This window comes from Glaesserella parasuis (assembly GCF_002015085.1).
In the GTDB taxonomy this organism is placed as follows: domain Bacteria; phylum Pseudomonadota; class Gammaproteobacteria; order Enterobacterales; family Pasteurellaceae; genus Glaesserella; species Glaesserella parasuis.
In genome coordinates this window covers 1-555 of record NZ_MUXW01000078.1, presented here as the reverse complement: position 1 = coordinate 555, position 555 = coordinate 1, and the positions used below count along the sequence as shown (strand labels likewise).

The following is a 555-nucleotide window of genomic DNA, read 5'->3' as shown; positions in this document are numbered from 1 at the left end:
AACGATTAGCTTACCTTGAGCTTGTCCTTCAAGTAACAAGCGGTAGGTTTCTTCCGAAATTTCACAAGCCCCTTCAGGTACAAAACCGCCGTGGTCGTTGTTATAAAAACCATCTTTATAAAAAATTGCCATTGTATTCTCCTATTTCCAGCGACCAACACCTAAAAATTGCACTCGACAGTCACCTTGATTCTCACTGTTGTGTTCATATAATTTATAATAACAAACAGCATTGGTGCTTTTTCTCATAATAGCACTACCAACATCGCTGTTTATACCATAGGTATGCTCCACTTTAGGTATCACCATAGGTTTATCAGCAAAAGCGACAGCCCAAGTAAATTGCTTTTCTATCCACTCTTTCAAATCATTTACATCATAAAAATAGGTTTGAATCATCGTCCCATCAGGGTATTTGCGGATTTCGAAGTTGCCGATTTTTTGATAAGTAAATAACGCTGTCACTCTATTATCAAAATCATTAATACCTAAACCTGATGCGGTCGTTGGCTTATTTCTCACTTCACTCCAATCCGCTCCGTCAATCTGCTTCCA

1 protein-coding gene and 1 pseudogene are annotated in these 555 nt (G+C 38.4%); both read right to left on the bottom strand.

Annotated features, from left to right (window positions below):
- Positions 1-132: pseudogene (locus B0183_RS13140) on the bottom strand (DUF4376 domain-containing protein); the annotation flags it as partial.
- 9 nt (positions 133-141) lie between these two features.
- The coding region (locus tag B0183_RS11610; RefSeq protein WP_341536164.1) for a tail fiber protein at positions 142-555 on the bottom strand (414 nt) is incomplete at its 5' end.